Genomic DNA, 24,941 nt, shown 5'->3' with positions numbered 1-24,941 from the left:
TGATTATTAACGAATAAATCGATTATAAATAAACAGTAGAATAAAAGCACCTAACGTTGCAGTGATAATACTGCCAATATTTACGCCAGTTGCATGACCTAAACCAATAAATTTACCTACAAACCCTCCGACAAAAGCACCACCAATACCTAGTGCCATTGTCACAATCCAACCGCCACCATCTTTACCTGGCATTAACCATTTTGCTAATGCACCAGCGATTAAACCTAAAATAATCCAAGATAAAATGCCCATTTTCTTTCCTCAATTGGCTAATTTTTTCACTCTCAAGAGAGATGATGTGATTATGGTATAAGTAGACATATATCACACTATTGAGTTCAATAAAAATATCATAATTATACAAATAGCGTTATTGATCACAGTTATTCGTTGTGAACTACTAGCGCATACTTCCTTACTTCAAGTAAAATACAGTCCGCTTTACAAGGGTTAATGTAATAGCATTTACACTCACTGAAATAGAGAATTACACTTAATGAAGTACCAATGGATTTTATTTGATGCTGACGAAACCTTGTTTCACTTTGATGCATTTCGCGGGCTTCAATTGATGTTTTCTCGGCATGATACCGTTTTTTCTAATCGTGATTTTGAGCAATATGAAGCGATTAATAAACCATTATGGGTTGATTATCAGAACGGTATAATTTCTGCGACCGAATTACAAAATATTCGCTTTGAAACATGGGCTGCAGCGCTGTCGCTATCAACAGAGCAACTGAATACTGATTTTTTAAAAGCAATGGCTGATATTTGTACACCATTAGCTGGCGCTAAATCGATGCTCGAAGCATTAAGCCAACATGCAAAGTTAGGCATTATTACTAATGGCTTCACTGCATTACAGGAAATACGTTTAGAGCGTACTGGTTTAGCCGACTTTTTTGATGTACTCATTATTTCAGAACAAGTTGGGGTCGCTAAGCCTGACGTTAAGATTTTTGATTATGCATGCCAGCAAATGAATATCACTCAGCGCCAACAGGTTTTAATGGTCGGAGATAACCCACATTCTGATATTTTAGGCGGTATTAATGCAGGCATGGATACTTGCTGGCTTAACAGTGATCAGAAACCACAGCCAAAAGGGATTACTCCAACTTATACCATAGCGTCACTAGCTGAATTACAAACCATTTTACTGACTTAAAAATCGATTTTTTGTATTAAAAACTAGATGTCATTATATAACGACTATAATTCAGTTGTTTATATGGCATCTAGCCAGTCAATACTAAAAAAACGTCAAATACTTGTTCATCATGCTTTACAATCCTCTTAATTCCGATTAAGTTTAAACCTCATTTTTCTTAGAGCGTATAGGCTATGTCTCAGAACATTAACAACAATCAGGATGCTATTGCTACAGCAACCAGACCGATTGCTTGTACGCTAAAATCTGTCGTCGTCGTCACTTTCTGACGCTGACGGTTAATTTATTCGTCAGTAACGCTGGCGGATATGAGTTTCATTTCTTATTACCTCTCCAGCATACTGACTCACATTGTTCGCTCTGAATAAGGTATGTCATTTGAAAACAAAAGAACTTGCAGCCATTGGTTTTATGACCTTTGCATTATTTCTCGGTGCTGGAAACCTAATATTCCCCCCTCTGATGGCACAACAAGCTGGTGAAAACTGGTTAATTGCTATCGCAGGATTTTTGCTAACCGCTGTTGGCTTACCTGCGTTGACACTTGTTGTTCTAGGACGGTTATCTTCTGCGGACAAATTAACTGCGGCATTACCAAAATGGATGGATCGTTCATTTTGGTTTTTAGTGTTAACCACACTCGGCCCTGCTTTCGTTTTACCTCGGGCTGTTACGGTTGCCTATGAAATGGGGATCAAACCGTTTTATTCTGGTAATGGCTTAATGGTCTTCTCTGCCGTTTTCTGTGCATTAACATTAGTACTAGCGCTTAAACCAGGGAAACTAGTTGATTATATTGGCAAAGTAATGACGCCAGCACTGATTGCAATGTTAGCATTACTTGCAATTTCTGCGGTTATTAATCCTTTAGGCTCTCCAACAGCAGCAATTGAAACCTACCAAAAAGCACCAACGGTTAATGGGCTTATTCAGGGCTACATGACATTAGATGCGATTGCAGCCGTCGCTTTTGGCTGGGTTATTATTCAAACTATCCGTAATACTGGCGTGAAATGTAATAAAGCAATTTCTTACTACACCCTTCGCATTGCACTCATTTACGCGGTTCTAATGTCACTTTGCTACCTTGCTATGGGATATTTAGGTGCGACATCTTCAGATATTGCACCACAAGCAACCAATGGTGGTGAAATCCTTACTCGCTATGCTGCGGGTGAATTTGGCACGCTAGGACAACTGTTGTTAGCAGCCATCACATTAATGGCGTGTTTAACCACCACAGTAGGCTTAACTAATGCTAATGGTGAGTATTATAAAAACACTTACGGTGTAAAATTTAAACTCAGTGCTACCGTGATTATGGTATTAACCGCAATTATTTCTAACGTTGGTTTAGAAACAATTATTAAAGTAAGCCTACCCGCTATTTTAATTTTATGCCCAATTTCAATATCATTAATTATTTCAACCTTTTTCATCCGTAATCACTCAACGTCAGAGCAACGCCGTATTTCAATAAGTCAGACAATAGTTGTCATAGTTGCAACACTATTTGGTACTATTGATGCATTAAATATTTTAGGTAAACTGCCAACGTCAATAACCGAATTTGCTCAACATTGGCTGCCTTTATTTGCGTCTCACGCATCTTGGCTAGCACCTGTCACTATCACTATTTTAATCAGTAAATTATGTACTCGTAGTCATAAAAATCACGATAGTGTCGCTGTAAACTAGTTTAATCTAAGTCGCCATCATCGTAGGGCTAGGTAATATCTAGCCCTTATGATTAACAATTTTCGTCAAAAAAAGCACTAACTCACAACATAATCAATCGAAATTATTACTATCATTCAAAACAAACACATCAAACTTTACTAACTTGTTAATATTAAACACTTAAATTAGATTTTTTTTACAACTATTAAAAAAAATTTGAAAAAAGTTATTTACAACACTAACTTTTCTTTATATTTTTAAAGGGTAATTCACTCATTCATTAATAGAAGTTGTTAAGTTATGCATTCAACAGCGTTGAAACATAGAGAACAGAAATACTTAGCATCAACCACAACGACAAACGCTTGGGTTGAAGTTGCTTCTATGACGATAAGAAAAACATCTCGAATTATTTCCGCTTTGATTCTAGTGATTATTCGCTAGGCTGGCGGGCAAGCTTCCGTCAGCCGTTGCTGATGGGGGATAGCTTCAACTCTTCATATCTTCTTTCAGCAAACCTGCGGAACCATTATTAACGAAGTAACAGCACTATAATACTTATAACATTAAGTCATTAGTTACTGTTCGACATTCACACAATGCAGGTACAACATTTGAAAACACAAGACTTACTCGCTATCGGTCTTATGACCTTCGCACTGTTTCTAGGTGCTGGTAACTTGATCTTTCCCCCTGCTATGGGTTTGGATGCAGGTACATCATTAACATCAGCAATGAGCGGCTTCTTAGTCACCGCAGTTGGTCTACCCGCCTTTACTATTATTGTACTAGGTCGTATTGGTAGCACTAAAAACCTTACTAAAGCACTGCCAAAATGGTTAGCAACTACATTCTGGATTCTATTATTTACAGCAATTGGCCCAGCATTTGGTATGCCTCGTGCAGTTACTGTTGCTTATGAAATGGGATTAAAACCTTTTTTCAAAGCTGATCATCTCATTGCTTTCTCTATTGTATTCTCTGCCCTAACATTAATTTTGGCATTTAAGCCCGGCAACCTCGTTAATTACATTGGTAAAATCATGACACCAGCTCTGATTTTATTATTAGCAGGTTTAGGCCTCGCCGCTTTCTTTTCACCACTAGGTGCTCCAGCAGCTCCTTATGGTGATTATCAGCACAGCGCAGTTACCAGTGGCTTAATCCAAGGTTATATGACGATGGATGCTATCGCAGCAGTCGGTTTTGGTTGGGTTATCATTCAAGCAATTAAAGCTAAAGGAGTGGTATCACAAAAAGGAATCGCTAGCGTCTCGTTTAAAGTCGCAATGATCTATTTTGTATTAATGGGAAGCTGTTATATTGCGATGGGGTATGTTGGTGCGACTTCAACCTCAATTGCTACTCACGGAATGAACGGCAGTGTAATCCTTACACGTTATGTTGCAGGTGAGTTTGGAGTCTATGGCCAATGGTTACTGGCTGCAATTATTATCATGGCTTGTTTAACGACTACCGTAGGTTTAACCAATGCCTGCGCTGAATATTACCAACAAACATTCAAAGCTTCATTTGGTTTAACAGCAACAATTATTGTTGTGTTAACAGGTATGATTGCTAACTTTGGTCTCGATGATATTCTTAAGGTTAGCTTGCCTGCTATCTTAGTCTTATGCCCAGTTGCAATTGCACTCGTGTTTGCCTCTTTAACCGCTTCTACCATTCATGTTTCAACACTGACTCATTCCTCAGTATTAGTCACTGCCATGGTATTTGGTACTGTTGATGCAATAAGTATTCTCGGTAAAATGCCCGCAGATCTTAATCAGTTCTTTAATGACACATTGCCACTATATCAGGCACATGCCAGTTGGTTACTACCAACTCTATTGATCTTATTTGTGACGACTATCATGGCCCGCTTACCCATCGTAGCGCGTAAGTTCAATGTTGTGGATTACCGTTTAGATTCAACGGCTAAAAATTAATAATATCTCTGTGTAACGATAATTGGGGTTATCAATACCAGACTGTATCCCATCATTAATTAGCTATAAAAAAGCCTCTTACTGCTTCAATAATAAATGAAGAACAGTAAGAGGCTTTTTATTACACAATGATCAACATTACCTTATTCAGGTAAACGTTCACCTGTCATGAATGCGTGCAAAATTTCAGGCGTTAACTCACCTGCTTCTTCTAAACGCTTAAGCTCTGCCACAATTTTCTTTTGGTCATCAATCGATGGAATCGGTAATTCTGGCTCTTTTTCATAATCATCAGGTAACGATAAATTAAGATCGTGCATGGTAAACCCTTGGTTATCTAAATAAATTCTAACTTTCGTGATTATACACTGAAAATTGTCTAGAGTTCAGCTTTACCATACCACGGTAAGCTCAATTACAATGAAGCTTGATGCTGAACAATTAATCGATCCATTGTTTCCTGAGCGCGTAATTGAGCATGTTCAAATGTCTCTTCTTGGCTCATTGGCTCAACAACTTCATAATAACATTTCAATTTAGGCTCAGTACCAGACGGACGCACAACAACGCGCGCACCACCTTCAAGATGATAAATTAGTACATCGCTAACCGGTAAATCAATTGCTTCAACCGATCCATCAGCAAAAGTGCGCAATGAGGTTTTAAAATCCTCAGTGCTATGAATAGCCAACCCTGCAATCGCCTGTGGTGGCGTTGTACGTAATGAATCACCGATTGGCGCAGCGGTTGGATCAAGCGCAATGCTACGCTGGGCATTAATATATAAACCATATTCACGATAAATCGCTTCAAGTTGATCCCAAACAGTTTGACCTTTAGCAGATAGTTCAGCGGTTAGTTGTGCAAATGCTACTAACGCAGATAATCCATCTTTATCCCATACGGTATTGCCAATGGTGTAGCCTAACGCTTCTTCATAAGCAAATAAGAACTGATGATCAACCGTTTGACGTTCCATTGCGACATTAGTGAGCCATTTAAACCCCGTTAATGTTTGATAATATTGTGCACCAAGGGCTGTGGCGATTTTACCAAGTAATGTTGATGAAACAATGGTATTACCGACTAAGCTAGTTGAAGCTTGTGCCTGATTAAGCAAGTAATAACCAAATAATGTACCAACTTGATCGCCAGTTAACATCTGATACTCACCATCAGCACAGCGAACAGCAACCGCAAAACGGTCAGCATCAGGATCATTAGCGCACGCTAAAGTTGCCCCGTGTAGTTTCGCCTCTGCGATCACAAGATCCATTGCCCCTTGCTCTTCAGGATTTGGAAACTTAACCGTTGGAAAAGCACCGTCTGGTTCACGTTGAGCTGCAACACTGTAAACATATTTAAACCCTGCATCAGCTAATAATGTTTCAGCCATATCAGCACCAACACCATGCATTGCTGTATAGGCAATACTAATATCTTGCGGGTTATGATGATTATTCAATAATGGATTCGTATTTATTGCCTTACGGTAATCTTGATAATAAGCATCATCAAGCCATACTAATAAGCCCTTGGCTTCTGCTTCAGCTAAATCCATAAGGTGTAATTCAGATTGGGTAGCTTTATCAATTTCAGCAGCAATACCTGCGTCATGAGGTGGAATGATCTGCGCACCATTATTCCAATACACTTTAAAACCATTATAAGCCGGTGGATTATGACTCGCAGTCACAACAACTGCGGCTGCAGTATGTAAATGCTTAACACCAAAAGCCACAATCGGTGTTGCCGCAACTTTGGTGGTGAGATAAACTTTAATACCTTGGGCTGCTAATGCTGCTGCTGTATCATGAGCGAATTGACGCGAATCTGGGCGGCCATCATAACCAATAACAACACCTTTATGAGCAGCGGCACTATCTGTACGTAATAGATACTGGCCAAGTCCTGTTGCTGTTTCTTGAATAACTAACCGATTCATACGATTAGGTCCTGCACCAACCACACCACGTAAACCTGCGGTCCCAAACTCTAAGCGTCCATTAAAACGATCGGCTAATTCGGCGGTCGCATTATCGGCAACTAATTGTTGTAATTCTTGACGTGATTTAGGGTCAGGGTCACGTTGTAGCCAACGCGTAATTTCATTATTCATTGTTGTTATCCTAGTACGTTTATCATCATCACAACTCAACAATAATGACTGGGTCATTTATGAGACCGCAGACACTACCATCGTACATTTATTTATCATTGCCATCGTATCAGCAATGCAAATGATAAATACTCTCATTAAAATATGCCCTATTTCATTGAATTACAACTGCCTTTAACCAACATTTGATTCGCAAACGATTACCTATATCAATACACATTGATGCTTTTCGTGAACTCTTTTAAAACAGTAATACCAAAAACATCCCTTCGCCAAATATTTTAGGTATAAAAAAAGCCTCTAATGAGGCTTTTTCCATTTAGTGCTATTTACCACATTAGATCGTCAGGAATAACAAAATCTGCATATGGATCATCATCATCAATAATACTTTCATCAACCACATTATTAAGCACAATTGACTCTTGATCACGTAGAGCAATTTTATCCGCTACAGACGCAGGAATAACCTCGTAACCATCAAGATAACGTGCAATAGCAAGGCGACCATTCACTAATTGTGCTTGCATTAGCTTATCAACATAGATCTTCTTAACCGTGGTACCATCAGTAAAGTTATAACCAATATCCCCGCTATTACGATCTAAGCGATTCATTTCAATCAACTGTTTTACTTGCGCTAAAAATGCTTTTTGTTGTGCATCTTCATCTCGCTGACGATTAAGCTGTTTGTCTTTCTCAAGCTGAGAGATTCGGTTCTCCTCAACAGCAGCTTTTGCTTCTTTAGCTTGAGTTCGCGATTTCTTAGTTGTCTTACCCGCTTTTTTTAGCTTTTTCTTATCAATAAGACCAGCTTTTAGCATTTGCTCTTGTAGGCTTAGCTTTGCCATTGAAACTCCATCAATTATTCGTGACGATGAGTGATTATTACACTTATAGATTTATGACGACCATTATCCCTGTTTGGTCTAAAACAGGTCAAGCATTGCTACACATAGATGTGGTCATTAGTTAAATAAATACTAAAGCCAGACAACTATACAACCTCATAAGCAACCATACCGCAAATGCATGTAAAATACATTTTTAGCATTAAAATGTCAGAAAATGCTGATAATTCAATCTGTTTTTTGTATTATTATTAACAACATACTTATTAATAGCCATCAGTAATAGACTCAGCAGAGAATATAACATGAGCTTATTAAGTTTTGTGCGTGACATCAGTATCACGATTTTTAGTAGCCGCATAATGAGCTTATCAAGCAAGGAGTCTTAGTCATGGATATGGTAGAAATAGTTCGTCTTGGTGCACAGTTTTTTAATCAATCACGTGCAAATACTCAAGCTGTTGATGAAAATAGTATTTTTTCAGCACTCTCTCATTTATTAGACGGTGATGATCAAGCTCAACACGTAAACCTCCAGACTGTTATTAAAGCGCTCAATCAAGCAGATTTATCTAATATTGCCAACTCTTGGCTAGGTAACGAAGTTAATGCTAAGATTTCAGCGACAAATATTGCCACTATTTTTAGTACAGAGAAACTTGCCACATTTGCTTCTGAACTCAAAATGTCAGAACAAGATGTCATTTTAGGTCTACAAGATGCATTACCAACCATGATTGATCAGGCAAGCCCTGGAGGTGATATTGATCATAACTTATTAATTCAGCCTGTTGGTGAAATTCATAGCATTGATGATTTAATGGATATTAATAACCTTAAGAGCCTTGCTTCAACCATTTTTGGTAAAAAGTAGCAATGTTAGTATTTATAATCCGCAGTCAATATCTACTCACGACTTTGCGGATTATACTTGCTGAAAATCATAGACTGACCCCAATTTTAAAATATAGGTTAATTCGTCTAATGCAGTATAAGACTGCAATAATAATGACGGATCAGCTAAATCAGCTTCTACTAATCGATCTCGATAATGTAAATCAATCCATTCTCGTAAGCGTTTAAATAATGTATCTGTTAATAATACTGCAGGGTTAACCGCTCGCTGCTCTTGCTCGGTTAATACGACTCTTAAACGTAAGCATGCTGGCCCACCACCATTACACATGCTCTGACTTAAGTTAAATAAATCAATTCGGTTAATACCAACTCGCGCTTGTAATAATTGTTGTACATACTGCCATATGCGTGGGTTACGTTGGCACTCTTGCGGTAAGATCAAACTGACATCACCATTTGGTAAAGTCACTAATTGCGAATTAAATAAATAACTACTGACAGCATCATCAACACTTACGACATTGTCAGGTACTTCTATAATAGAAAAATCCATTCCCATTTTCTGCTGTAGCTGCAGATAAACATCAGCTTGATTTAAAAAAGCATATTGATGACAAAACAATACTTGCTGATTAGCAACTGCAATTACATCATTATGAAACACACCTTGATCTATTAATAACGGATTTTGTTGCGCCATCACCACTTGTTGTGGGTCTAACTGATGTAACCGTACAATAGCAGCACTCGCTTCATATGTTTGACGTGCAGGATACCGTGTAGGTGCTTGCTGATGATGATCAAACCCATAACGCCCAAATACAAACATCTCGACACCTTGCTCACCATGATGCTCACAAAAACGCATGTGATTAGCTGCGCCTTCGTCACCTAATTGTTCTGATGCAGGTAACGGTTGATGATGACAAAAATGATTCTCGTCGTTAAATATAGCCGCTAAAATTCGAGACGTTGTTTGGTTTTCAATAGAGCGATGAAAATGGTTAACTAAATTAGCAGGGGTAAAATGTATACGGCGATCATCTGTATCTGCCGAAGGTGAGACTGTTGCAGCGTTAGCAGCCCACATACTGGATGCTGAACAGCAGCTTGTTAATAACTTAGGTGCTTGCTGTGCTGCTTGCTGTAATACACAACGATCACTACCATAAAAACCGAGTCGCCGTAACACCTGTATATCAGGCCGCATTTGAGGTGCAATAACACCTTGTATAAGTCCTAAATTAGCCAATGCTTTCATTTTATCGAGGCCTTGTAGTGCCGCTCTTTTAGGATTTGATACTTGCTGACTATATGTAAGCGAGGCAATATTACCTGTAGATAAACCACTATAATTATGAGTGGGCCCGACTAACCCATCAAAATTAGCTTCATATGCAATCATCCACTTCCTCCATGATATAAGTCGTATCTCTTTACTATTATAGTCTCCTACTATTTATAGTATTTCAGCATAGGTTAAGATCTAATAGTTTATGATACCTATAAGTAATATTTAGCATTGTTTCCGTGACTAACTCAGCTTTTCTATAAAAAATCGTTAAAAAACGCCATTTAATTATTGCGTAAAGGCATCAACATCCTTTAAAATTAACTCATCCGATGAGTCTTATAAGTATTTTTTATAAAAAATACCAGTTGTGCTACTGTAAATAATAGCTACAATGCCTTGCCCCAAACCCAAGCGCGGCATTTCAAACTAAGGTTATGCTCTATGAAAGTAAAAGTAGTCGATTTTATCAAACGTAAACGTGAAGTGTTATCACATCACCCGTTTGAATTTAAAGACTGGCTATCCCCATCAATCCGTGATTATTGGATTGAGTTCCTCAATAAAGCCAATAGCAGCCATTTTGCAACTTGGGTAAAAGATCATAACCTCGTTTCTATATCTAACGGTGAAGCTGTCTCTAAACCTATTATGGTTGAGATGCACCCAGAAGCCACCAAAGTCATGAATGAGCTCACAGCATCATTAGGTGAAGAAATTCATGTTGGCGAATGGCTAACAGTTGATCAGCTGCGTATTAATAACTTTGCTAATGTTACCGACGATCATCAATGGATCCATACTGATCCACAAAAAGCAGCAGCAGAATCTCCTTTTAAAACAACCATTGCACATGGTTTTTTAACGCTTTCACTCCTATCAGTATTAACTGACAGTGTTGACCCTGCGAGCCCTAAGTTTCCATCTGCAAAAATGACGGTCAATTATGGTCTTAACCAAGTTAGATTTCCTTACCCAGTAAAAACAGGCGTTAATATTCGCGCAAGAACAAAAATTCAATCTGTAACACCAATTAAGCGCGGTCTAGAAATCGTTCAAGAGATTACTGTTGAAATCGAAGGTTGTCGTCGTCCTGCATGTGTTGCTGAATCAGTTATGCGACTTTATTTTTAATTTTAAGCAATCCTATTCCCCAAAAAAGCCGAGTTATCGGCTTTTTCTCTATTTCCAAGAACTCAACCAAAAAAAGCAAAAAAAAGCATTCAATTCATTATGTTATTTATCTTTCTTCTTTTCCTATCTTGATGATCTTATAGTGTAAAACCTAACTTTTCATTAATAGTCATTTACCTAGTGAAGAAGACTGGTATGGTAGCCGAATATTTTTTGGCTAGGTATCATTATGAACAAGTGGATAAAATTCATTCCCCTCATTTTATTAATTGGCTATTTCATCACGTATGATGTATTTAACCAAGTAAGTCAACCAACACCAACAGAACAAACAACGAACAATCAGTAACTAATCTATAAGTAACTATATTTTTATATTATAAATAGCTTAGAGGTAGCATGGTGATCAATCCATGCTCTTACTGACTATCATTTACTGCGTTTATCCCCCTCAGGCTTCAATTCTGTATCATTTCTTTTTAACTATATTTCTTTACCCATACATCACATAATTACTATCAATAAATAACATATAGTAACCTTAACTTGCAATTATCGTTCTTTGCATTCAAAAATTGTGATGCTATTCTTATTTTATGATCTAGAAAACAACAAGATTCTCTAGGCGAGCCATAATTAAAAACATGTTACCAAATCACATTTGTTCCAGTTTATAGGATGTGATTTGGTTTTTTTATTTATAAATCCTACAAAAATTTTCTCTTCTGTATTGACCGCTTTACCTCTTTCGAATGACAAGGTAAATTCATTGCATCCACATTTAGTCAGGTATGCGTGATGTCTTCAAAAATTAGAGTACTGATTTCAGACTCAACTAACCCATGGTTTAATCTTGCTGTTGAAGATGCTATTTTCCGTACAATGTCTACCCAGCAACGGGTATTATTCCTATGGCGGAACGACAATACAGTTGTCATAGGTCGAGCACAAAACCCATGGAAAGAATGTAACACGCTTAAGATGGAACAAGATGGTATTACACTTGCGCGTCGTCAAAGCGGCGGTGGCGCAGTCTTTCACGACCTTGGAAATACCAATTTTACATTTATGGCAGGTAAGCCTGATTACAACAAGACAATATCAACAGATATAGTACTTACAGCACTCAAACAACTTGGCATAAATGGTAAAGCAACAGGCCGTAATGATTTGGTTGTTGAAGATGCAGAAGGCGAGCGTAAGTTTTCAGGCTCAGCATACCGTGAAACAATGGATCGTGGTTTTCATCATGGCACATTATTACTCAGTGCCGATTTAACACAATTAGCTAATTACCTTAACCCCGATAAAAAGAAACTTGCCGCGAAAGGGATCACATCTGTACGTTCACGAGTGACAAATCTCAACCAAATCGTTCATAATATTGACCATAAAATGGTCTGTGATGCCATTATTGATACTTTTTGTGATCATTATAATGAGTATGTTGAAGCCGAACATATTTCACCACAAGCATTACCTGAATTAGCTGGCTTCAATGAAACCTTTGCAAAATTCAGTCGTTGGGATTGGAATTTTGGCAATACACCTCAGTTTACACATAGCCTAGATGAACGTTTTAATTGGGGAGGTATTGAACTGCACCTTGATGTCAACAAAGGTAATATAACTGAAGTAAAACTATTTACTGATAGTTTAGATCCTGCACCGTTAGAATTATTAGAACAACGGCTAATGAACTTACCTTATAATAATGCAGCGATAAGTAATGCTATCAATAATTTAGCCATTGAATACCCACACTATAATGATCTATTAATGGATGTTGATAATTGGTTAAAGAATACTATTAATTAAAAAATAATAACAAGACCGGATTAACACCGGTCTTATTATTGTTAAATAGGTATTATTTATTCCTGGCAATCATCGCTGCATGGGTTTATTTTTCGCTCTTGGCAATTATACGGCTCAATATGAATAATAATATCGACAACCTCATCTAATTCATTTAATAAATGTGTTTTAAAGTTTTCAGTAATATTATGAGCCCGCTCAACACTCATTTCAGGATCAACCAATAAATGGAAATCTAATAAAATTGTACTACCAGTACGGCGGCTTCTTATAGCATGAACTTCTTGAATATCTTTATCTTCTGCTGCATATGCCTGAATTTGTTTTTCAATATCTGAGTCTGCTTTTGCCTCAGTCAACTCTAAAATTGCTGGCCATAAAATTTCAAACGATGCTTTTAAAATCATCGCCGTTACAATTAATGCTGCAATTTGATCTAAATAATGAAAGGTAGGAAAAAAATAATTCGCTATTACTGCGATAGCAACAGGCAATGAACTTAAAGCATCAGAACGATGATGCCAAGCATTAGCATATAATGCACGACTATTAATACTTTTAGCCTGAATTGCAGTCCAACGATAAAGCACCTCTTTCACAACAATCGACAATACAGCAGCACTAAATGCTAATATCCCTGGTTGCGAATGTGATTGAGTGCTGATCGAATGTAGTGAATCCCAACCAATACCAATACCTACAATAGCCAAAATAAAACCAATAAAAATATTAGTTAAAGTTTCAAAACGACCATGACCATAAGGATGTTCTGTATCAGCAGGAGCCGTCCAATAGCGAGAGCCTATTATAATAGCCGTATCGGTAACCAAGTCAGAAAAACTGTGTACACCATCGGCAATAAGCGCCTGACTGCCAGTAAGTTTACCTACGGTAATTTTTATAAATGCTAATGCAATATTTGCAATAGACCCAACCCAGGTGACTTTCTGAATTAACTTAACTGCCGTCTTAGACATAACGCCCCATAAAACATGAAAAATGGATGCGATATGATAACGAATTTAGCTCACAAAATGTGATCTTTTTTACATTAATAACTACTTTACTATTCCGTTTGTAATAGATTGATAACAATGACAATTAATCGTATGATCATTAACCATCCCTACTGCTTGCATAAATGCATAACAGGTTATATTACCAATAAATTTAAATCCATGATGCTTTAGAAATTGACTCAATGCCAGTGATGCAGAGGTTGTAGTAGGAACTTGCTCACTCGACGACCAATGATTAATATGAGGCACACCATTAACAAACTGCCACAATGGAGCAGCTAAACTACCATACTGGCTTTGTAGTCGTTTAGCAGCGCGCGCATTGGTAAATACCGAACGTAATTTACCTTGATGTCGAATTACATCATAGTTAGCAATAATCGCCATTATACGTAATTCTATTTCTTGCTCACTATAAGCCGCAAGCTTCTCAATATCATAGTCTTCAAAAGCTTTTCTATAGCTAGCGCGTTTCTTTAAAATGGTATACCAATTAAGCCCTGCCTGAGCACCTTCCAATGTTAAAAATTCAAATAAATAACAATCATCTTTATGAGGACGCCCCCACTCATTATCATGATATTGGCGTTCTAAATCTGAATGAATAGCCCAATCACATATATTATTTGAATTTGTCATATCACTTCTAATAACAATATTTATATTAATTAACTCTTTTTTCACAAAATAAAAGTAATCAATTTATAAGAATACCTACTACTATAACGCATTATTCTTAAAGTCTTTTAATATAAGTCACTTTCAATCATCGTTATTACCTAAAAATACTTATCAATATCACATTATCCATATTAAATATAAATTTAGGTTTCAGTTTTTTCTCTTTGATGCATACTAACTAGGCCTATAGCATGTACAGATTCATTAAGGGATTAAATGTGAAAAATATTGCGGAGTTCATCGCACAAATAGAAAATGATAAGTGCACATACAATGCTTGGGTATATGCACAAAATGGAAGTTATAAACAATTAAAGAGTAATAATGTTAAAAACAGATATTCATACCTTAGAGAAATGATTGAATGTCATTTGCAAATTGTCGTTGAGCTAAACAATAACAAATTAGAGCACTATTTATTATTGTCAGAGATAAATGTTGCAACTCATATTGTATTTAACAATCAAAAAGTAACTGCGATTGCAGCTTAAAAAATAAATATTTAAAATTAATAATGAAAACTTCGGCTAGTTGACATTTAAGTAAAAACAGATCATTAGGTCTGTTTTTTTTACCCCAAAAAAATATGGTTATATCTTATAACTAAAGGTAATTAAAAGCATATGCTTAATGTTGAGTATAATAACTGCTAATATAATACAAAACAAACCATATTTTATAAAAAAGTGACGTATATCAAAAATATCATCGTGTTTGGGATAAATTATATAGCATCTTCTCTTTTCCAGCTTTACAAGCAGAATAACCTTGTTGCCAACCTTTATTAAAACGCATTGAAGTGTCATTTAAGGTCAGATCTTGGTTATAGCGATGTCCTGCTACTTTTGCTTTCGCAAGTGCTGACTCACAACCTTGATTATAGCCATAATGATAAATACTGTTGTATTCAATATTATTGATATATTTATCGGGTAAAAAACGAATATCGCCATCATCAGTGTGCGTACAGCCGACAATTAACAGTGCTGCACCACTAATTAATATCATTCTTTGTTGCATGCTATCTCCTTTTACCATGCTTTATGTCACTTCTATTAGTCTAGCAATAAATTTTACTATGCACTGAAAATAAGCCACTTCTTGAATCTATAGCAAAAAAAAACCGCCAACATTACTGCTGACGGTTTACTCATTATCCTTAACGGTTAAGGATCTTGTGATTCAGGTTTTGGCAAATAATGCTCAGGTTTTAACCCTAAGAATTCAGGTAACAATGTACCTACAGATATCGATGACCATGTACCGGTTAGTACACCAATAAACATCGCAATAGAGAAACCTTGTAGTGATGAACCACCTAATAACCATAATGAACTGATTGTCATCAACGTCGTACCCGATGTCACCATCGTACGTGAGAACGTTGCAATGATCGCTTCATTGTTTGTTGCTTCAATGTCTTGCTTTGGTTTCGCAATCAGAAGTTCACGAATACGGTCAGCGATAACAATCGAGTCATTCAGTGAGTAACCCAAAATAGCTAGGATAGCCGCTAGTACCGTTAGGTTAAACTCCATCTGAGTCATCGCAAAGAAACCCACCGCTAAAATAACATCGTGCATTAGTGCAAGTAGCGCACCTGCAGCAAGACGCCATTCAAAGCGGTAACTTAGGTAACCTAAGATACAAAGCATAGTAACAAGTAATGCTAAACCACCTTGAGAAGCCATTTCAGCACCCACTTGTGGTCCTACAATACTAGTGTTTAACACTTGTACTTGGGCATGTAACGGATCAAGTACTTGAGTAATTTCTGGGTAAGTCTCACCCTTAGCAGGTACTGAATAGCGTAAAATCCAACGACCAGGTTCATCAGCTGCAATTACAACAACATCTTGTTTAAAGCCAGCATCCATCAGTGGTTCAATTTCACTGCTCGTAATTTGGCTGTTCATCTGTACTTCACTAACAACACCGCCAGTGAAATCAAGACCCCAGTTTAAACCACGAATACAAATGAAGCTGATCGAGATAACCATTAGCGCAATTGACACAATACCGGTCATATAACGCAATTTAGTTAAGTGTGTAATAATCCAATTTTTCATTGCGTTAAACCCTTACATCTCGACGAGAATCACGACCCCAGACCAAGTTAATAATGGCGCGGGAAGTAAATATACCAGTGAACATACTGGTTAGAAGACCTAGACCTAACGTCAATGCAAAGCCTTGAATTGGACCATTACCGATAGAGTACAGAACCACTGCTGTGATCATTGTGGTGAAGTTCGCATCGAAAATTGTACCAAATGCGCTACTGAAACCACGATCAATCGCTTGAGCAAAACTGCGGCCATCTCGAACCATATCGCGAATACGCTCAAAAATAAGCACGTTGGTATCAACAGCCATACCAACGGTTAATACCAGACCAGCAATACCCGGTAAGGTCAATACCGCTCCTGGAATCAAGGCAAGTAAACCGAATAACATGATCATGTTAGTGATCAACGCAATGTTTGCCACCCAACCAAGGCGGCGGTACCACAATGCCATAAATAGCAATGTCACACCTAAACCTAATGCTAGAGCAGCAAAACCATTTTTAATGTTTTCAGCACCCAATGTTGGACCAATGGTACGCTCTTCAACAATAGTTACTGGCGCGGTTAATGAACCTGCACGTAGTAATAACGCTAATTGTTGTGCATCAGCAAGTGAACCAGCACCCGTAATACGGAAGCGGCTGCCTAACTGAGTTTGAATAGTAGCAACACTAATGATCTTGTTAGTTTGTACTGTCTGACCTTTGGCGTTACGCGTATATTCACTGTAAGACGTTGCCATTGGTTGGCCCACGTTATTACGTGAGAACTCTGACATCATGCTGCCACCAGCACTATCCAAAGTAATATTAACTTCTGGCGTACCCATTTCACCCATGCTTGCACGTGCATCGATAATATGATCACCAGTTAATACTGGTTTACGGCTTACACGTACAGGACGACCTTCTTTGTCGTCAATGATCATTGTACTACCAGTACCTTCTTGCTTAACCGCATAGAAAGCAAGGCTAGCTGTTGCACCAATAACGTTCTTCGCTGCCGCAGGATCTTGTACACCTGGAAGCTCAATACGAATACGGTTTTCACCTTGACGCTGTACAGATGCTTCGGTAATACCTAACTGCTCAATACGGCCACGCATAGTTTGCAAGTTCTGCTGTACTGTTAAGTTACGCAGATTAGTTTGCTCATCTTCACGCATAGACAAGACTAAGTTATCGCCTTGACCATTCTTCGCTTGCCATTGTGGATATTGAGTACGAATGTATGTACGTACTTTATCATTCGCAGCTTCACTTGGAAGACGCACAAGAACTTGATTATTATTGGTCAATTCTGAGCGTGCAGCACGAATATCTTGTTTACGAAAATCAACACGAAGATCGTCAGTCAACTGCTGTGCATGCTGCTTGTAAACTTCCTTCATATCGACATCAAGCAAGAATTGCACACCACCACGTAAATCAAGCCCCAACTTAATAGGTTCAAAACCTAGGCCTAATAACCACTTCGGTGCAGCAGGTTCTAATGCTAACGTTAAACGGCTTTCATTATGAATAATGCTGTTTAGCGCTTCTTTAGTATTAGTTTGCTCTTTGGTTGAATTAACGACCACAATAGTACGAGTTGGCTGCTGTTCAATAGTTTTGGCTTCAATGCCATTTTCTTTTAGAACACGTTGAATCTCAAAAGGTGTTGGCATTGAGCCGCCTTTCGCACTGATTTGTACTGCTGCATTTTCGCCATACCAAGTTGGGATCGCACTAAGCAACATAATCGAGACTGTCACAATTAACACAACATATTTCCATGCTGAGTAATGATTCAGAATCTGTTTATTATTCTTTTTTCTCATTATTTTAAGCCATATATCTAGCAACAAGCTCATCTTGTTGCGACCGATAACACATCAGCAATTATTATTAATTTTTATCTTTATATAGACAAACAACTGTTTGTTATCATATTCACAGCCGATAACAGTTAGTATTAATAATAGTTATTGATAGATTTAATACATAAATTAATAGAACGTTTTATGTGTTGATGAAAGCAACATCACTAAGTAAAGCACACCATGCCATAAATGACATAAACGCTAGTAATGTCTTACGCGGTAACGAACGGACGTTCGTAATGTGAATAGAGTAGATTAGATTCTTTCCAGCCGGATACACGCGATGATGTGGATTTTATCGTTAATATCCAATCACTTTGTGGGCTAAGGGGTTCTGCATACCCAATAGTAAGTATAGGTATAGGAGGTAAAGGTAATTCAAACGCCAATTCAAATGTTGGCGGTATATCATCAGCATTATGATAAAAACTACTCAAAGACCGAGTAGATGTATTAATGATATTTTTTAAATTAAGGACTTCTGAACGGTGATGTTTACCACTGTGTAGCGGAAACTTAATATTGGTTGGTGCTGGAAAGTTCCACACTAACTTAGTGTTATAAAACGACACCGGCAAGCCATTGGTACTGACATATCGATCAGTGGGATGCTTTTGAGTAGGAGCTTGTTCGCTCTGATGCTGTTGCGTTGAGGCATGATCTGTTATTGCTGTTATTGCAACAGCAGTAACGTTAAGCATCGGTGTTTCAATAACATCAGTATATACAGGATTGGTCTGAGTGAAGTCCGCATGTGACGATGCCGAAGCAAATGAACTTGCTCCTAAACATAGTACTAATAACACAATACGAAACACAGCTGACAACATTAGGCTTAACTAAACCAATCCATAAAATAAAAGTGAGTGTTATGATAATTGGCAACACAAGTTGTTACAAGCGATTAATCTCGAATAATTAATCCTATTGATAAACCTCACTCATTTGAACAAAACACATACAACTGCTAACCATTTACGCAATAATGCAGTCTGTTATGATGTTACATATTGCTCACAATTAAAACCAAGGAAGTATTAACTATGACTGCAAACGTTGCTTTTTTAGGGCTCGGGACGATGGGCTATTCGATGGCTGGACACCTTGCTAAAGCGGGCTATCACGTTACGGTTTATAACCGTACCCAAGCAAAAGCAGACGCTTGGACAAAAGAATATAATGGTGCGATTGCCCTTACTCCTTGTGATGCAGTGAAAGAAGCAGATATTGTTTTCACTTGTGTCGGTAATGATGACGACGTACGTGAAATTTATAAAGGCCAACACGGTATTTTAGTAACAGCTAAACCTGGTGCTATTTTAGTCGATCATACTACAGCCTCTGCTGATGTGGCGCGAGAAATTGCTGATGCAGCACATGCTATTGGCTGTGACTTTTTAGATGCGCCAGTATCAGGCGGCGAAGCCGGTGCTATTAATGGTTGTTTAACCGTAATGGTCGGTGGTAATGAAGCTGTTTTTAATAAAGCCAAACAGGCTATAGCAAGCTATGCCAAAGCAACGACTTTAATGGGTGAAACGGGTTACGGTCAAATAACTAAAATGGCCAACCAGTTATGTATCGCTGGTGTATTACAAGGGTTATCAGAAGCAATTACTCTCGCCAAAGCCGCAGGGCTTGATATTCACACCATGACAGAAGTATTAAAACATGGTGCAGCAGGATCATGGCAATTAGAAAATCGCGCCCAGACTATGGACGCAAACTTATTTGATTTTGGGTTTGCCGTTGATTGGATGCGTAAAGATCTTGCTATTTGTTTCGATGCTGCTGACAAACTTAATGTGGAGCTACCATTGGCAAAACAAGTTGATTCACAATATGAAAAATTGCAGCAACGCGGATTTAATCGAGCAGATACGTCAGTATTAATTAAACAATTTGATAAATAATCAGCATTGAAATCACGCTTGAATAAAAATAGATAATATTAGAAACAACGAAGCCGTTGTAAGAAATCTTACAACGGTTTCGTGATTCAAGGGATAAATTGCTTGTTTATTCCATTATAACGTAACAAAAATGCCCGCTAAGGTCGCACTCATTAAGTTAGCTAATGTTGCCGCCATCACAGCTTTAAAGCCAAGTCGTGCGACATCACTACGACGCTCAGGTGCCATCACACCAATTGAACCAATTTGAATCGCAATTGAACCAATATTGGCAAAACCACATAAGGCAAACGTGATAATCACTTGTGTATGAGCGGATAAAGTCTGTTTAACTGAAGCAAAATCCATAAAGGCAACAAATTCATTTAAAATTAGTTTTTCACCAATGAAAGTACCTGCAGCCATCATTTCATTCGCCGGAACCCCAACAACAAATGCCAAAGGTGAGAAAATATAGCCTAAAATAAGCTGCATACTTAATGGGGTGGTCGCAAACCATTGTGATAACGACTCCATTCCCATAGTTGATGTTAAACTTGCTAGGCCATAACCGACCTGCTCTAGTCCTGCATTAGCCATCGCAATCACACTAACAAACGCAATTAACATCGTACCAATAGCAACAGAGACTTTCATACCATTCATTGCACCAGCTGCTAATGCATCAATGGCATTACTGTGTTCACTGGTTGCCATTTCAATCTCAACCTGCTCTTCTGGCGTTTCTTGCTCTGGCACTAAAATTTTAGCCATTAACAAACCACCAGGAGCCGCCATAAAACTAGCTGCAATCAAAAATTTAAGATCGACACCGAGACCCGCATAACCACCCAATACTGAACCAGCAACAGACGCCATACCACATGTCATTACCACAAACAGCTCAGAACGGGTCATTTTGGCTAAAAAAGGACGAATAAGTAATGGTGATTCACCCTGCGACAAGAATATATTACCCGTAGCAACTAATGATTCTGCGCGGCTCGTACCTAATAGCTTTTGGATACCACCACCAAGAACTTTAATTACCCACTGCATAATACCGAAATAATATAGTAACGAAATTAATGCACTAATAAAGATCACTAATGGCAGTACTCGAATAGCAAATACAAAGCCACTTTTTTCAATATTGGCTAAATCACCAAATACAAACTTTATACCTACATCGGCGAAGCTCAACAAACCAGCAACACCGTCACTCATTGCACCAAGCATTTTCTGTCCGAGTGGAATGTACAACACTAAGGCAGCAAAACTCGCTTGCAGCACTAAAGCACCAATCACGGTACGCCAATTGATCGCTTTGCGATTATCTGAAAGTAAAATTGCGCATAAAACCAGTATTGCAATACCGGCCAAACTAATTAACAACTGCATTATTTCGTCCTGCTGTGTTTATAAATGGGTGTCGAATAATGAAGGTATTGATTGTGTCGCGGCATCGGAAAAACATTTGCTGAAGACTCAACAAAAGATGGGTATTACGCAAATATGCGCAAACAACTAAAAGAGTGTTCGTCCAATGGTACAACATACAAGTCACCTAAATTAACAAGCTAGTTAATGCCGGTCCAACTCCGTGGGTCGTTCACATATCCTAGTGACAGCTTGTAATAAGGTGGCTGAACGTAATTGTTCTGGCCGAGGCGGGAGTATATAGAGATCTTGATCACATTAAAAATTTAGCATAGTGTTTTTTTACATTTACACATAATTAGCATAAATAATATGCGAAATAATGATATCTAGTCTTGTTTAGTCAGATTTTTTGTACAAAAAAGCCCAGTTATCTGTTTGAATAACTAGGCTTACTTATTAACATACCACTGACAAATATTCGTATATAACAAAAATATATTATTGGTCGTTATTTTGTTAATGCGCTGTTCAACCACTCATCGAATGCCGTTTTAGGCATCGCACCATTTAACATGTCGACCATTTTACCGCCTTTAAATACCATAATGGTTGGAATGCTACGAATACGATATTGTCCAGCAAGTGCCTGTTGAGCTTCAGTATCAATCTTAACGAAACGAGCTGCGCCATCACGTTCATTAGCAACATCAGCAAAGATTGGTGCAAAACCGACACATGGGCTACACCACGGTGCCCAAAAATCAACAACAACAGGTTTGTCACCATTAATTAAATTAGCGAAGTTATCAGCAGTACCTTCGATTGGCATACCATCAAGTAGCTTTTCTTTACAAGTACCACATGTTGCCTCGTCATTAACACGATCAAGAGGTAAACGGTTCATTGCTTTACAATGTGGGCAGCGAGTTGTCATGGTTGTCATAATGAATTTCCAGATCTAATTATAAATTAATTATATTTAATCTATCCCCTTCTTTATCAAAACAAAAGAAGTTTTAACAGATTAAGCTGATAGGAAAAACCTATGAATAGACATCGGTCATCAATAACACCAAAATACTTTTAATGACTGTTTTTTAGCCTCTATTAAATAACTTTTTTGGCTTGATATAGAAGAGTTAACTCAAATATCACACGGATTAAAAGAGCTCACTCTTTTTATCCGTGTGAATGCCGATAAACTCGCGTTCTATTCACCCAATGGCTGTGCTGCTTTATCATTTACATCACTACAAGACCAACCAAAGCCACCGAGCTTAAGAACAAACTGTTTTGCTTTCGTTTCGCAATAGCCAACTTCATGATTAGCACTCCATAAAATTTTATTACTGTCCGGCTTAGTATATTTAACCTCACAAGGCACTTTACTGCCTGGCTGACTATAAACAACTTCAACAGTGCGTTCAGCGCCATCCTTGTGACAAACATATTTGTCTTGCGCATAGACTTGAAAAGATAAAATAGATAATACTAATAATATAATTACTTTCATAATGACCTCAGGGTAGTAACTTCCGCATTAAGTTTAGTCTGGTTAAGAATCAACAGCACAATCTCTTGCATCTCAAACCCTAACATTTGTATGATGTATACCCGATTAACATAAAATAGAATTTTCTAATGACAAACCCTATCTCTGTTCCAGTGAAACGTATTCGTCGTATGCGTCGTACTGCCAATATGCGTGATCTTGTACGTGAACATGAATTTAAATTAGCAGATCTGATCCACCCAATCTTCATTGAAGAAACTTTAACTGAAGAAGTGCCTATTAGCACCATGCCTGGCATTTCACGTATTCCAGAAAACATGCTGGCTGATGAGATAAATACACTTTATAAGCTTGGCGTACGTTACGTAATGCCTTTTGGTATCTCTCATACCAAAGATGAAATCGGCAGTGATACATGGAATGATGATGGTTTACTTGCCCGTATGGTAAAAACAATCAAAGCCGCTTGCCCAGACATGATGGTGATCCCTGATATTTGTTTTTGCGAATATACCACTCACGGCCATTGCGGTGTTTACCATGATGAACATGTCCTCAATGACGAAACACTCGCATTATTAGTTAAACAAAGTATCACTGCAGCTAAAGCGGGCGCTGATATGCTAGCACCGTCAGCAATGATGGATGGTCAAGTTAAAGCCATTCGTGAAGGTTTAGATGCAGCAGGTTTTGAGCATGTAGCTATTCTTGCCCATGCGGTAAAATTTGCTTCTGCTTTCTACGGCCCATTCCGTACTGCGGTTGATTGTGAGTTAAGTGGTGATCGCAAAGCGTATCAAATGGATTGTGCCAACGGCCGTCAAGCGTTAGTAGAAGCTCTACTTGATGAAGAAGAAGGTGCAGATATTTTGATGGTTAAACCTGGTACACCTTATCTTGATGTGGTTGCCAACCTTCGTCGTAAAACTAATCTACCACTCGCGGTATATCAAGTCGGTGGCGAATATGCAGGGATCAAATTTGCTGCATTAGCTGGTGCTTTAGATGAAAAACGGGTGGTGTATGAAACATTAACCGGTTTTAAACGTGCTGGTGCTGATCTTATCGTTAGCTATTACACTAAACAAGTTGCACAGTGGTTAGCCCAAGATAAAGAATAATTTAATTATTACGGCTATTGATTACAACATTTGTTATTTTGTAAATTTATACTCTCCCGTCTTTAAGCATAATTGATCAAATATCTATTATGCTTAAGGCTGGTTCACACGATGAGTGAAATTATGATTTAAACCGTCGAATAATATCTTTATAGCTTTCAATAATAAACGTTCCCAAACCACCGCCCACAGAAGAATCGGCGTACTCTTGCAATGCATACACATAGTTTGAGTTGAATTTCTCTATCGCTTCATCTGCATTGTCTGCAAAAATCACATCATCTTCCACTTCAAAGCCGATTTTTAAGAGCTGTTTTTTTTCAACCATAAAACTATCGCTATCCATTTTGAGATAGGTGAATTTCTTGCGGTCAGTATTTGGCATACAAAAGAATTGAAATTTAGACATCTTAATCTCCCTTTAGATGAATTACTTAAGAACAGCCAATACATCATAAGCATCAATGGTGGCTCATACATAGTGGCTATTATTATAATTCGTTCATCCGTGACTAAGTCATCAAA

General features: G+C 37.9%; 24 protein-coding genes. 9 read left to right on the top strand and 15 right to left on the bottom strand.

Annotated features, from left to right (window positions below):
- Window positions 1–6 precede the first annotated feature (6 nt).
- Entirely contained in the window at window positions 7–255 is a 249-nt protein-coding gene (locus tag C0W29_RS07615) for a GlsB/YeaQ/YmgE family stress response membrane protein (protein ID WP_036791071.1), read from the bottom strand.
- Between the two features lie 244 nt (window positions 256–499).
- Between C0W29_RS07615 and yjjG the strand changes: the two genes are divergently transcribed.
- The 3 genes from yjjG to brnQ (C0W29_RS07600) all read left to right on the top strand — a co-directional run bounded on the left by yjjG (window position 500) and on the right by brnQ (C0W29_RS07600) (window position 4,806).
- Window positions 500–1,174, top strand: a complete 675-nt coding sequence (gene yjjG, locus C0W29_RS07610; RefSeq protein ID WP_045045157.1) for a pyrimidine 5'-nucleotidase — start codon at window positions 500–502, stop codon at window positions 1,172–1,174.
- A gap of 414 nt (window positions 1,175–1,588) precedes the next feature.
- Window positions 1,589–2,875 (top strand): branched-chain amino acid transport system II carrier protein, encoded by a 1,287-nt coding sequence (gene brnQ / locus C0W29_RS07605; protein ID WP_045042515.1) that lies wholly within the window; start codon window positions 1,589–1,591, stop codon window positions 2,873–2,875.
- A 596-nt stretch (window positions 2,876–3,471) separates the two neighbouring features.
- A complete protein-coding gene (gene brnQ / locus C0W29_RS07600) occupies window positions 3,472–4,806 on the top strand; it encodes a branched-chain amino acid transport system II carrier protein (protein ID WP_045042459.1) in 1,335 nt (444 codons plus the stop codon).
- 143 nt (window positions 4,807–4,949) lie between these two features.
- Here the strand turns inward: brnQ (C0W29_RS07600) and C0W29_RS07595 are convergent, their stop codons facing one another.
- The 3 genes from C0W29_RS07595 to C0W29_RS07585 form a co-directional block, all read right to left on the bottom strand.
- Window positions 4,950–5,126: an ATPase gene (locus tag C0W29_RS07595; RefSeq protein WP_036791078.1), complete on the bottom strand. Its 177-nt coding sequence runs from the start codon at window positions 5,124–5,126 to the stop codon at window positions 4,950–4,952.
- 95 nt (window positions 5,127–5,221) lie between these two features.
- A complete protein-coding gene (locus C0W29_RS07590; RefSeq protein WP_045045158.1) occupies window positions 5,222–6,925 on the bottom strand; it encodes a phospho-sugar mutase in 1,704 nt (567 codons plus the stop codon).
- 329 nt (window positions 6,926–7,254) lie between these two features.
- The gene (locus C0W29_RS07585; RefSeq protein WP_036791082.1) at window positions 7,255–7,776 is read right to left on the bottom strand and encodes a DUF2058 domain-containing protein; all 522 of its coding nucleotides are present in this window, start codon (window positions 7,774–7,776) and stop codon (window positions 7,255–7,257) included.
- Between the two features lie 391 nt (window positions 7,777–8,167).
- Here C0W29_RS07585 and C0W29_RS07580 point away from each other — a divergent pair, with 391 nt between their 5' ends.
- Entirely contained in the window at window positions 8,168–8,650 is a 483-nt protein-coding gene (locus C0W29_RS07580) for a YidB family protein (protein WP_036791083.1), read from the top strand.
- 51 nt (window positions 8,651–8,701) lie between these two features.
- On the opposite strand, the gene astB is transcribed toward C0W29_RS07580, so the two are convergent.
- A complete protein-coding gene (gene astB, locus C0W29_RS07575) occupies window positions 8,702–10,039 on the bottom strand; it encodes an N-succinylarginine dihydrolase (RefSeq protein ID WP_045042457.1) in 1,338 nt (445 codons plus the stop codon).
- A gap of 330 nt (window positions 10,040–10,369) precedes the next feature.
- Here astB and C0W29_RS07570 point away from each other — a divergent pair, with 330 nt between their 5' ends.
- Together C0W29_RS07570 and C0W29_RS07565 are read left to right on the top strand one after the other, a co-directional pair.
- On the top strand, window positions 10,370–11,059 hold the full coding sequence (locus tag C0W29_RS07570; RefSeq protein ID WP_036791088.1) for a MaoC family dehydratase: 690 nt from the start codon (window positions 10,370–10,372) through the stop codon (window positions 11,057–11,059).
- Between the two features lie 798 nt (window positions 11,060–11,857).
- A complete protein-coding gene (locus C0W29_RS07565) occupies window positions 11,858–12,877 on the top strand; it encodes a lipoate--protein ligase (RefSeq protein ID WP_045045159.1) in 1,020 nt (339 codons plus the stop codon).
- Between the two features lie 56 nt (window positions 12,878–12,933).
- On the opposite strand, the gene C0W29_RS07560 is transcribed toward C0W29_RS07565, so the two are convergent.
- Together C0W29_RS07560 and C0W29_RS07555 are read right to left on the bottom strand one after the other, a co-directional pair.
- Entirely contained in the window at window positions 12,934–13,854 is a 921-nt protein-coding gene (locus tag C0W29_RS07560; protein ID WP_045045160.1) for a cation diffusion facilitator family transporter, read from the bottom strand.
- Window positions 13,855–13,935: 81 nt separating this feature from the next.
- A complete protein-coding gene (locus C0W29_RS07555; protein ID WP_045042453.1) occupies window positions 13,936–14,535 on the bottom strand; it encodes a DNA-3-methyladenine glycosylase I in 600 nt (199 codons plus the stop codon).
- 260 nt (window positions 14,536–14,795) lie between these two features.
- Between C0W29_RS07555 and C0W29_RS07550 the strand changes: the two genes are divergently transcribed.
- Window positions 14,796–15,068, top strand: a complete 273-nt coding sequence (locus C0W29_RS07550; RefSeq protein ID WP_146145916.1) for a hypothetical protein — start codon at window positions 14,796–14,798, stop codon at window positions 15,066–15,068.
- A 214-nt stretch (window positions 15,069–15,282) separates the two neighbouring features.
- On the opposite strand, the gene C0W29_RS07545 is transcribed toward C0W29_RS07550, so the two are convergent.
- The 4 genes from C0W29_RS07545 to C0W29_RS07530 form a co-directional block, all read right to left on the bottom strand.
- On the bottom strand, window positions 15,283–15,597 hold the full coding sequence (locus tag C0W29_RS07545) for a hypothetical protein (RefSeq protein ID WP_036791095.1): 315 nt from the start codon (window positions 15,595–15,597) through the stop codon (window positions 15,283–15,285).
- A 146-nt stretch (window positions 15,598–15,743) separates the two neighbouring features.
- Window positions 15,744–16,646, bottom strand: coding sequence for a protein translocase subunit SecF (gene secF / locus C0W29_RS07540; RefSeq protein ID WP_036791097.1), 903 nt, complete (start codon window positions 16,644–16,646; stop codon window positions 15,744–15,746).
- Between the two features lie 4 nt (window positions 16,647–16,650).
- Window positions 16,651–18,465: a protein translocase subunit SecD gene (gene secD, locus C0W29_RS07535; protein ID WP_045042451.1), complete on the bottom strand. Its 1,815-nt coding sequence runs from the start codon at window positions 18,463–18,465 to the stop codon at window positions 16,651–16,653.
- A gap of 254 nt (window positions 18,466–18,719) precedes the next feature.
- The gene (locus tag C0W29_RS07530; RefSeq protein ID WP_052671658.1) at window positions 18,720–19,337 is read right to left on the bottom strand and encodes a hypothetical protein; all 618 of its coding nucleotides are present in this window, start codon (window positions 19,335–19,337) and stop codon (window positions 18,720–18,722) included.
- Between the two features lie 213 nt (window positions 19,338–19,550).
- On the opposite strand from C0W29_RS07530, the gene C0W29_RS07525 reads away from it, so the two are divergent.
- Window positions 19,551–20,420 (top strand): NAD(P)-dependent oxidoreductase, encoded by an 870-nt coding sequence (locus C0W29_RS07525; RefSeq protein WP_045045161.1) that lies wholly within the window; start codon window positions 19,551–19,553, stop codon window positions 20,418–20,420.
- A gap of 114 nt (window positions 20,421–20,534) precedes the next feature.
- On the opposite strand, the gene C0W29_RS07520 is transcribed toward C0W29_RS07525, so the two are convergent.
- The 3 genes from C0W29_RS07520 to C0W29_RS07510 all read right to left on the bottom strand — a co-directional run bounded on the left by C0W29_RS07520 (window position 20,535) and on the right by C0W29_RS07510 (window position 23,295).
- Entirely contained in the window at window positions 20,535–21,800 is a 1,266-nt protein-coding gene (locus tag C0W29_RS07520) for a NupC/NupG family nucleoside CNT transporter (protein ID WP_045042449.1), read from the bottom strand.
- A gap of 490 nt (window positions 21,801–22,290) precedes the next feature.
- A complete protein-coding gene (gene trxC / locus C0W29_RS07515; protein ID WP_045042448.1) occupies window positions 22,291–22,725 on the bottom strand; it encodes a thioredoxin TrxC in 435 nt (144 codons plus the stop codon).
- Between the two features lie 267 nt (window positions 22,726–22,992).
- Window positions 22,993–23,295 (bottom strand): hypothetical protein, encoded by a 303-nt coding sequence (locus C0W29_RS07510; protein ID WP_045045162.1) that lies wholly within the window; start codon window positions 23,293–23,295, stop codon window positions 22,993–22,995.
- Between the two features lie 128 nt (window positions 23,296–23,423).
- On the opposite strand from C0W29_RS07510, the gene hemB reads away from it, so the two are divergent.
- Window positions 23,424–24,416 (top strand): porphobilinogen synthase, encoded by a 993-nt coding sequence (hemB, locus tag C0W29_RS07505; RefSeq protein WP_045045163.1) that lies wholly within the window; start codon window positions 23,424–23,426, stop codon window positions 24,414–24,416.
- A gap of 121 nt (window positions 24,417–24,537) precedes the next feature.
- Here hemB and C0W29_RS07500 read toward each other — a convergent pair whose 3' ends face one another.
- Window positions 24,538–24,825 carry a hypothetical protein gene (locus tag C0W29_RS07500; protein WP_045042445.1) on the bottom strand — a complete coding sequence of 96 codons (288 nt, stop codon included), beginning with the start codon at window positions 24,823–24,825 and terminating at the stop codon, window positions 24,538–24,540.
- Between the last annotated feature and the right edge of the window lie 116 nt (window positions 24,826–24,941).

Origin of the sequence: Photobacterium kishitanii (assembly GCF_003026355.1) — a bacterium.
GTDB lineage: Bacteria > Pseudomonadota > Gammaproteobacteria > Enterobacterales > Vibrionaceae > Photobacterium > Photobacterium kishitanii.
Note: the sequence above shows the minus strand (reverse complement) of the source record. Positions and strands in the feature narration are given on the sequence as shown.

Excerpts from the sequence above, each read along its gene's own strand:
- C0W29_RS07615 (WP_036791071.1), bottom strand. The coding sequence starts at position 255 with ATGGGCATTTTATCTTGGATTATTTTAGGTTTAATCGCTGGTGCATTA.
- yjjG (WP_045045157.1), top strand. The coding sequence starts at position 500 with ATGAAGTACCAATGGATTTTATTTGATGCTGACGAAACCTTGTTTCAC.
- brnQ (WP_045042515.1), top strand. The coding sequence starts at position 1,589 with ATGACCTTTGCATTATTTCTCGGTGCTGGAAACCTAATATTCCCCCCT.
- C0W29_RS07595 (WP_036791078.1), bottom strand. The coding sequence starts at position 5,126 with ATGCACGATCTTAATTTATCGTTACCTGATGATTATGAAAAAGAGCCA.
- C0W29_RS07590 (WP_045045158.1), bottom strand. The coding sequence starts at position 6,925 with ATGAATAATGAAATTACGCGTTGGCTACAACGTGACCCTGACCCTAAA.
- C0W29_RS07585 (WP_036791082.1), bottom strand. The coding sequence starts at position 7,776 with ATGGCAAAGCTAAGCCTACAAGAGCAAATGCTAAAAGCTGGTCTTATT.
- C0W29_RS07580 (WP_036791083.1), top strand. The coding sequence starts at position 8,168 with ATGGATATGGTAGAAATAGTTCGTCTTGGTGCACAGTTTTTTAATCAA.
- astB (WP_045042457.1), bottom strand. The coding sequence starts at position 10,039 with ATGATTGCATATGAAGCTAATTTTGATGGGTTAGTCGGGCCCACTCAT.
- C0W29_RS07570 (WP_036791088.1), top strand. The coding sequence starts at position 10,370 with ATGAAAGTAAAAGTAGTCGATTTTATCAAACGTAAACGTGAAGTGTTA.
- C0W29_RS07565 (WP_045045159.1), top strand. The coding sequence starts at position 11,858 with ATGTCTTCAAAAATTAGAGTACTGATTTCAGACTCAACTAACCCATGG.
- C0W29_RS07560 (WP_045045160.1), bottom strand. The coding sequence starts at position 13,854 with ATGTCTAAGACGGCAGTTAAGTTAATTCAGAAAGTCACCTGGGTTGGG.
- C0W29_RS07555 (WP_045042453.1), bottom strand. The coding sequence starts at position 14,535 with ATGACAAATTCAAATAATATATGTGATTGGGCTATTCATTCAGATTTA.
- C0W29_RS07545 (WP_036791095.1), bottom strand. The coding sequence starts at position 15,597 with ATGCAACAAAGAATGATATTAATTAGTGGTGCAGCACTGTTAATTGTC.
- secF (WP_036791097.1), bottom strand. The coding sequence starts at position 16,646 with ATGAAAAATTGGATTATTACACACTTAACTAAATTGCGTTATATGACC.
- secD (WP_045042451.1), bottom strand. The coding sequence starts at position 18,465 with ATGAGAAAAAAGAATAATAAACAGATTCTGAATCATTACTCAGCATGG.
- C0W29_RS07530 (WP_052671658.1), bottom strand. The coding sequence starts at position 19,337 with ATGTTGTCAGCTGTGTTTCGTATTGTGTTATTAGTACTATGTTTAGGA.
- C0W29_RS07525 (WP_045045161.1), top strand. The coding sequence starts at position 19,551 with ATGACTGCAAACGTTGCTTTTTTAGGGCTCGGGACGATGGGCTATTCG.
- C0W29_RS07520 (WP_045042449.1), bottom strand. The coding sequence starts at position 21,800 with ATGCAGTTGTTAATTAGTTTGGCCGGTATTGCAATACTGGTTTTATGC.
- trxC (WP_045042448.1), bottom strand. The coding sequence starts at position 22,725 with ATGACAACCATGACAACTCGCTGCCCACATTGTAAAGCAATGAACCGT.
- C0W29_RS07510 (WP_045045162.1), bottom strand. The coding sequence starts at position 23,295 with ATGAAAGTAATTATATTATTAGTATTATCTATTTTATCTTTTCAAGTC.
- hemB (WP_045045163.1), top strand. The coding sequence starts at position 23,424 with ATGACAAACCCTATCTCTGTTCCAGTGAAACGTATTCGTCGTATGCGT.
- C0W29_RS07500 (WP_045042445.1), bottom strand. The coding sequence starts at position 24,825 with ATGTCTAAATTTCAATTCTTTTGTATGCCAAATACTGACCGCAAGAAA.